The sequence below is a fragment of the Acinetobacter sp. 1130196 genome (assembly GCF_000588095.1).
In the GTDB taxonomy this organism is placed as follows: domain Bacteria; phylum Pseudomonadota; class Gammaproteobacteria; order Pseudomonadales; family Moraxellaceae; genus Acinetobacter; species Acinetobacter nosocomialis.
In genome coordinates, this window is the sequence record NZ_JFWX01000079.1 from 1 (window position 1) to 7,881 (window position 7,881).

General features: G+C 35.5%; 8 protein-coding genes and 1 pseudogene. 4 read left to right on the forward strand and 5 right to left on the reverse strand.

From position 1 onward, the window contains the following. Window positions 1-50 precede the first annotated feature (50 nt). Together J671_RS23960 and J671_RS26230 are read left to right on the forward strand one after the other, a co-directional pair. A protein-coding gene (locus tag J671_RS23960; RefSeq protein ID WP_085945698.1) for an IS3 family transposase occupies window positions 51-1,210 on the forward strand; the annotation gives its coding sequence in 2 pieces (ribosomal slippage) (window positions 51-285 and window positions 285-1,210; 1,161 coding nt in all). Between the two features lies 1 nt (window position 1,211). Then, window positions 1,212-1,295: pseudogene (locus J671_RS26230) on the forward strand (hypothetical protein); the annotation flags it as partial. Between the two features lie 70 nt (window positions 1,296-1,365). Here J671_RS26230 and J671_RS23965 read toward each other — a convergent pair. The 3 genes from J671_RS23965 to J671_RS23975 form a co-directional block, all read right to left on the reverse strand. Continuing rightward, complete coding sequence (locus tag J671_RS23965) at window positions 1,366-2,352, reverse strand: AraC family transcriptional regulator (RefSeq protein WP_004887279.1); 987 nt, start codon at window positions 2,350-2,352, stop codon at window positions 1,366-1,368. A gap of 325 nt (window positions 2,353-2,677) precedes the next feature. Then, a complete protein-coding gene (locus tag J671_RS23970; protein WP_031983714.1) occupies window positions 2,678-3,463 on the reverse strand; it encodes a 3-hydroxybutyrate dehydrogenase in 786 nt (261 codons plus the stop codon). A 33-nt stretch (window positions 3,464-3,496) separates the two neighbouring features. Further along, window positions 3,497-4,918 carry a GntP family permease gene (locus J671_RS23975; RefSeq protein WP_004887284.1) on the reverse strand — a complete coding sequence of 474 codons (1,422 nt, stop codon included), beginning with the start codon at window positions 4,916-4,918 and terminating at the stop codon, window positions 3,497-3,499. A 669-nt stretch (window positions 4,919-5,587) separates the two neighbouring features. Between J671_RS23975 and bla the strand changes: the two genes are divergently transcribed. Continuing rightward, entirely contained in the window at window positions 5,588-6,442 is an 855-nt protein-coding gene (gene bla, locus J671_RS23980) for a putative subclass B3 metallo-beta-lactamase (protein WP_006580921.1), read from the forward strand. A gap of 136 nt (window positions 6,443-6,578) precedes the next feature. On the opposite strand, the gene J671_RS23985 is transcribed toward bla, so the two are convergent. Then, window positions 6,579-7,022: a BLUF domain-containing protein gene (locus J671_RS23985; protein ID WP_004708845.1), complete on the reverse strand. Its 444-nt coding sequence runs from the start codon at window positions 7,020-7,022 to the stop codon at window positions 6,579-6,581. A gap of 229 nt (window positions 7,023-7,251) precedes the next feature. On the opposite strand from J671_RS23985, the gene J671_RS23990 reads away from it, so the two are divergent. Beyond that, on the forward strand, window positions 7,252-7,515 hold the full coding sequence (locus J671_RS23990; RefSeq protein WP_006580922.1) for a hypothetical protein: 264 nt from the start codon (window positions 7,252-7,254) through the stop codon (window positions 7,513-7,515). Window positions 7,516-7,587: 72 nt separating this feature from the next. Here the strand turns inward: J671_RS23990 and J671_RS25650 are convergent. After that, window positions 7,588-7,881 (reverse strand): IS30 family transposase (locus tag J671_RS25650; protein WP_000305193.1); only part of this gene is annotated, 294 nt, incomplete at its 5' end.

Genomic DNA, 7,881 nt, shown 5'->3' on the forward strand with positions numbered 1-7,881 from the left:
CAGTACTTCCCTCTAAAGATAACGTAACGTTAACTTTGGAGATCCAAGAAATGGCCAAACGTTTTAGTGCTGAATTTAAACAGCAAGCAATTGATTATGCACTTTCAAACTCACACGAGCCTATAGCTGCAATCGCCCAGAAATTAGGTGTGGGTTATTCAACTTTAGACAAATGGATTCGTGAAACCAATCCAGTGGGTTCAAGCAAACGTCAACTTTCACCAGAACAACAGCGGATCTTGGAATTAGAGAAAGAAGTCAAACAGCTCAAGGAAGCCAATGACATCTTAAAAAAAGCGCATGTGTACTTTCTAACAGATCATGCCAAGAAAAGTACACGGTAATTCAAGATCTAGATATGAATGAAGTCACGGTATCTTCTGCCTGTAAATACCTAGGTGTCAGCACTTCAGGCTATTATGCCTGGCGAAAACGTCAGGCCAATACGGTAGAGAAATATAATGATTTAAAAGCCGTATATTGGCAGCATCATGCACGATTGGGTGCACCTTCATTGGTACATGACATGCATGATTTAGGTTACAGCATGAGTGAACGCACTGTTGGAAGAATGCTGAAAAATCTGGGTTTACGCAGCAGGATTGCGCGTAAATACAAGCATACGACTGATTCAAACCATCGTTTGCCTACAGCACCCAATCTGTTAGAGCGTCAATTTACAGTCATTCAGCCTAACAAGGTTTGGACAACGGATATTACCTATATCCGTACCAAGCAAGGTTGGCTGTATTTATGTGTGATGCTGGATCTATTTAGTCGTCGTATCGTGGGGTGGCAAACCAGCCATCGAATAGACCGCCAGTTGGTGTGTGATACGTTTAACTATGCAATGGCTCGTCAGGGGTATCCAACTGGTGTTATGGTTCATTCGGACCAAGGTTCACAGTACTGTAGTCGTGATTTTAGAGCGCTGTTACTGACAAATGATTGTACTCAGAGTATGTCTAGACGTGGAAACTGTTGGGATAATGCAGTGACTGAAAGCTTCTTTCATACATTGAAAGGTCATGTGGTCCATGGCAGTGTGTTTGCCACTCGAAAAGAAGCGAATGCTGTCTTGTTTGACTATATTGAGATTTATTACAATCGGGTCAGAAGACATTCTGCAAATGGCTGGTTAAGCCCTGAAGCCTTTGAGAAGAAATATTTTAAGAATTTAGAGGGATTTGTTGTCCACGATACTGTCTAGGATCACATTTATTGCACTTAGCTTGAAAGTAATTTATGAGAAATCTAAACACAAACAGGTGTTAAAGCTCGAAGAAAGTCTATAAACATTAATCGATAAATAAAAAAAACTGATTTAATTACTTAAATCAGTTTTTTTATTGTGAAAGTTAAATATCAGAAAATTTTGCCTTTAGTCTCACTTGGATTTTCGCCAAACTCTTCACGATATTCTTGAGAAAAACGACTTAAATGATTAAAGCCCCAGTCATAGGCAAGCTTTGAAATAGAAACCTTTTTATCTGCTCCTGTAGTGCTCAAGATTTTGTAAATTTGTTGGAGTCGATATTTTTTCAAATACGACATTGGGCTGGTGCCGTAGTACTGTTGAAATTCGTCATACAATTTTGATTTTGAAACCCCAGCCAACCGTTGCAAGTCTTCTGCACAGATTTCTTCGTGAGCATGTTCAATAATAAAATTACGAACCTTACGAATATAAGCTGGCTCATCTTGATATGAAAGTGACTTTAAAGCTTCAGAGTAGTTGTTTTCTTGAGATAATAGTAAGGCTTTAATTACAAAATTTTCATAGTCTTCAGATAACATCTGCAAACCATAAAAATTGCTATATTTCGATTTTAGCTGTAAAAAATTCTGAATATTCTTCCACCATGCGCCAATCAGTTGCTCAGAGTCTAAGTGCATTTCAGGGTTAAAAATGATAGGCGTTTCTATAGGTTTATTCAGTAAATCTGCAAGGACAATCTGCATACTTCGCTCAGGAATAACCACCTGAAATTTTCTACAGTCTTTATCGATAATCAGATCTTGTTGATCATTATTTGAAACAATTAGGCCTCTGTTTTCATCAGATTGATAATGTGCACCACGAATGTTGAGAGCTTGTCGCCCCTGTATAGGTAAACTAATGCTATACGCTTTTAAATTTGAGATGTTAATAGCGACATTTGCACCATAACTGATTGTGCCGATTGCCATTTTTTTATTAGGCAAACGCATTCCGTCATAATGGAAATCGAGATTGTCTTTATAAATCGTGTCTAGACGGTGTTCACCACAAATTGTGGACATCAGATTCTGCGCAAATTCAGCTTTGCGTGAATAATGATTGAGTTCCATCTGTTGGCTGAGTGATATCATATCCTTTTCACCTAGCTAAAACTTATTGCTAAAAAAGCAACTTGTATGCCAATTAATACCCTTTAATTGACGAGTTTTCCTGAAAGTATCTAATCAGGACATGCGTAAATATTACTTTCTCATACTCTATTAAATTTTAAAAATGGAAATAAGTTAAATACCTTTAAAGTATAAATTTATACCTTAACGAACTTATTTTATTCGTTTTTTTTATAACAAGTTATAGTAGAGATAAAACATTATTTTGAACAGTAGACGATCGTAAATTTTTAATGAATAAAAAAACCGCTTATATAAAATAAGCGGTTTTTATAAAACAATTAAATTATTGGGCCGTATAACCGCCATCCATCACGACAGCTTGGCCTGTTACCCCACCTGCTTTTTCGCTTGCGAGGAAAATTGCATAGTCAGCGATTTCTTCAACAGATAGCAAACGCTTTTGAGGAACCATTGCCAAAATTACATCTTCAAGTGCACTGTCTAAACTTACATTACGGGTTTTAGCCAAATCTGCAATTTGCCCACGAACCAATGGTGTATCTACATACCCCGGACATAAAGCATTTACTGTAATACCGTCACGTGCACATTCTAATGCGGCAACTTTTGTTAGACCAATTACGCCGTGTTTAGCACTGTTATAGCCTGCCTTTCCAGCGAAACCAATAAAGCCATTAATTGAAGCCATATTAATAATACGACCATATTTTTGAGCTTTCATGATTGGGAAAACATGTTTAATACCAATAAATGCCCCTGTTAACATAACCTGAACTAACTTTTGAAAAACGGCCGTTGGAAACTCTTCAATAGGCGCAACATGTTGGAAACCAGCATTATTAATTAAGATATCAACCGTACCAAAGGTCTTTTGAGTCAGCTCAATTGCTTGTTTATAAGCGTCTTCATCAGTTACATCACATGGTGCAGATAAGGCATCAAAACCTTGCTCTTTAAGTGAGTTCGCCGTTTCTTGGCATTTTTCGGCATTCATATCAGAAATGACAACTTTGGCACCTTCTTGAGCAAATTTCTTAGCAATCTCTAGACCGATACCACTTGCAGAACCTGTAATAAAAGCAACTTTACCGTCTAAAAGTTTAGTCATCTATTTACTCCTTAATACTTATAACGTGCTGATTTAAACAATACCCGTTACGGTAAAGACCGTAATCACCACAAATACTGCTAATGTTTTAATTACCGTAACTGCAAATATATCTTTATACGATTGTTTATGGGTTAAACCTGTAACAGCGAGTAAAGTAATGACAGCACCATTGTGCGGTAAGGTATCCATACCACCTGACGCCATCGCAACTACACGGTGCATAACTTCTGGTGGAATACCCACAGCTAAAATCGCGGCGTTATAATGTTCAGCCATCGCACTTAAAGCGATACTCATACCACCAGAAGCTGAACCGGTAATACCTGCTAAAACAGTTGTCGTCACCGCCCCATTTACTAAAGGATTTGTAAAAGTACTGCTCATTGCATGACTAATCATGGCAAAGCCCGGTAATGACGCAATAATGGCACCGAAACCGTACTCAGAAGCCGTATTCATCACGGCTAAAAGTGAGCCGCCGATACTCGCATTAATACCTTCTTTAAAGTTCGTTACTACACGTTGGTAATCAAACAAAATTGCAGTAATAATCCCTACAATGAGCGCAAGTCCAACCGCCCATATCGCACCAGTTTTCGCAACATCTACGGTGTAATCAGCTAGACCAACTGAGGCAAAATCAAAGCCATTTGGATACCATTCTTTGATTGCTTTAGATAAATATTTGTTCATTACTGCAACAAGAATGAGCGGTACAAATGCTAGAAACTGACGAGCCGAACTTCCATTATTTTGCAAGTTCATATCAGCTTCAACTTCTTGAGACGGTGTATTGTCTATACCAAAACCAGAGAATCCTTCCCCCGCTTTTGCAGCAGCGCGGCGACGCCATTCTAAGTAACTTAAACCCATGCATAGAACAAAAATAGCACCAATAATTCCTAGAAATGGTGCGGCATAAATATTGGTACCAAAAAAAGTGGTTGGAATTACGTTCTGGATTTGTGGCGTACCTGGCAATGCATCCATAGTGAATGTAAATGCACCCAGCGCGATGGTCCCCGGAATTAAACGTTTTGGAATATTCGCTTGTCTAAATAACTGATTGGCAAAAGGATAAATGGCAAATACAGCAACAAATAAACTAACACCGCTGTATGTTAAAATTGCACCTAGTAATACAACCGTTAAAATTGCTTTTTTTGCGCCAATCCATCTCACAATGGTTCGAGCGATAGACTCAGCAATCCCTGACATTTCAACGACTTTACCAAAAATTGCCCCGAGCAAAAACACAAGAAAGTAATCTTTAATAAAGTTCACCATTTTGGGCATAAAGACACCCGAATAAAACGGTAAAACATTGGCTGGGTTAATGAGTAAAACTGCAAGTAAGGCACAAATTGGTGCCATGAGAATGACAGAAAAGCCCTTGTAAGCTGTATACATTAACAGCCCAAGCGAAAGTAGAATTACAAATAATTCCCACATATATTCTTTCTCCCTAAAGAATAGATATTAGGTTCAATAAAATTACCAAAAGATATTTAGGTTATCCCAAACCTAAAATGATAAAAATCACAATATCCACGATTGGTAATAGATAAATGAGCTTAAAAATAAAATATCACTAAAATATTTAAAAACAATGTAATTTATTTAAATTTTAAAATATCAATAAAATACAGGTACTTATATAAATCTTCTAGTAAAACAAATTATTTAAAAGCCATTATTAATTTATAAAACTTATTAATTATTGAGTAAATTAAATTAATAATTTCATATTATTTAGTAAAGACAATTAAATAATATATTTTTTAAAATAATTTAGTAGATTTTCATAATTTAATCTTAAGAAAATAGTGAGAAAGCTGTATCTTAAACATCAAATCGCTATCCTCCCTACATTAAAAACTAGTCTTTACTAATTTATTAATTTGAATTTTTTGAGAGCTATTTATAGATTGAGCCAAAGGCTTTTTAAAGAGACTGGTTCTGAAATGACTTATCAGTAAGAATGAATGAAAAACAAACATAAACACATAAAAATTTAATGAATGGTCATATTTTTTTATGAATAAATTAGGGTCTAATTATAGCAAAGGCGTTAAAATATAAAACTTTAATTACTGCGACCAACCTACGAGTCCAATAAAGATGAAGAAAAAGATATTGTTTACAGGAAGTATATTGCTGACTTCTCTATCTGCCTCAGCTACACCATTAAAGTTACCTGATGACTGGACGCAAAATACTCAGCCATTCCAAATTACTGAAAATATATACTATGTAGGTACTCACGGTCTTGGAACCTATTTATTGACCTCTGATCATCAAGCTTTATTGATAGATACAGGTCTTCCGGAAAATACAGAGCAAATAGAGCAGAATATTAAAAAATTGGGTTTTAAGTTATCAGATGTAAAAATTATGGTTACAAGCCATGCTCATTGGGACCATGTAGGTGCACTTGCCCGCATTAAACAAGACACTGGCGCCAAATTAATTGCTATGCAGCAGGATGTTAAGGCTTTAGAAATAGGAAAACCAATAGGTGAAAACACCTTCCAAAGTATTCCTTTTACTCCAGTTAAAGTTGATAAAGTCATTCACGATGGAGAAGTAGTTAAACTAGGGAAATTAAAACTAAAAGCTACTCTTACCCCAGGCCATACTCCGGGTTGTACAACTTGGTCAACTGAAGTTAAATCTAATGGTAAGAATCTAAATGTTGTTTTCCCTTGCAGTCTCTCTGTTGCTGGCAATGTTTTACAAAATAATCATCAATATCCAAATATTGTAGAAGATTATCGTCAGAGTTTTAAGCGTTTAAAAAATATGAAGGCAGACATTGTGCTTACTAGCCATCCAGAAGTTGCAGATGTTATGGGAAATAAAGCGCGCAAAGATGCAGGTCAAGTTAATGCATTTATTCAACCAGAAAAACTTTCTGCTATTGTAAAAGATGCAGAAATGGCATTTGAAAAATCATTAGTTAGTAGTAAGCCGTAAATGTAAAATAGTACTATTTAGATTTAATATAAATTTAAAAGCCCTGATTGTGCAGGGCTTTTTTAGAAACTTTAATATCATCACCCTTCAACATTTTCTTTTTGGATCTATATCCAATCAAAAAATATATTTTTGGTTAAACTTGATATTGATCCGCTTTCAAATTGGGTTGATCTACAAGTAATTCAATAAAAGATGGGATTGAATTAGTGTTAAGTAAATACGGATTAAACTCATCAACATGATGATGAAAAAAGAAATCTTTTATTTTGGTATTTATAGGCGCAAATTTCATACTCCAATGTTTAAATAACCGCTGTTCGGACGGTTCCAAAAAGATGATTTCGCAGTTTTGATGTCTCGAATCTTTCAAAATTGATTTATAAAATAGCGTCTCAACTTGTTCTTTCTCCCCTTCTAAGTATTGTAAGAAGTATCCATTACCATAGTAAAGCACACCAGTAATGTCATTTTGAGAGTTGAATTTGACTGCTTCTGTGAGGATATCAATTAAATCTTGTTTTATTTGACTATGTTCACTATTGGTTTTACTTGCATACATAAAGCCTATTAAACTCATAGCGATAACTCGAAGATAAATGTCAACTGCATTCTGACACTTAGATATAAGCCTTACAATGCAACCTACTTAAAACCTTGTATTTCAAGAGTAAAGATTATTATCATTTTGAAAATGACAAACTTTAACAAGTAGAAATGTTTTGTAAATGAATGCCAACCTAACCAATTAACCAGAAAATCTTATTTCAAGTACACTTAAAACCTGTTTTTTAATTTGTGGCGGTCTAATGGAGAACCATGAAATTATTCTTCAAGACGAACACCATAAACAGCTTAAGATTGTCAAAGTTCAAGATGTTCGTTTTGATACTCATACACTGAACCATAGCTACCAATGGTTATGGGTATTTGATCATAGCTCAGAGTTTTTTCCATTTGAGCTGTGGGATCAACTCGACAGTGCAACCGTCCATCAAAAACTAAAGCTGAATAATCAGGTCTTTAAGATTATTAAGATTTTGACAAAGAAAACCAAATTAAGATATTCGTGATCAAAACTTTCTTTAACTAATTTTAATTAATAGAGAAGCTCCCGAAAGTGAGCTTTTCAAAACATGGCGAATTCAAACATGAGGTGCGACAGTTTCAAAAGCCATATGATAATCAACAAGCTGAGCAAATTTCTCTAATGGTGTAAGCCAATCTAACGCCTTTCTAGGACGAGTATTCAGTGACATGGCAACTTGATTTAAATAATGCTGATCTGCCTGATTTAAATCAATCCCTTTAGGTAAATATTGCCTAATTAAACCATTCATATTTTCGCATGTGCCTTTTTGCCAAGGTGAATGTGGGTCACAGAAATATACATCTATGCCTAAATCTTCTTCGAGTATTTTATGTTCTGACATCTCGCG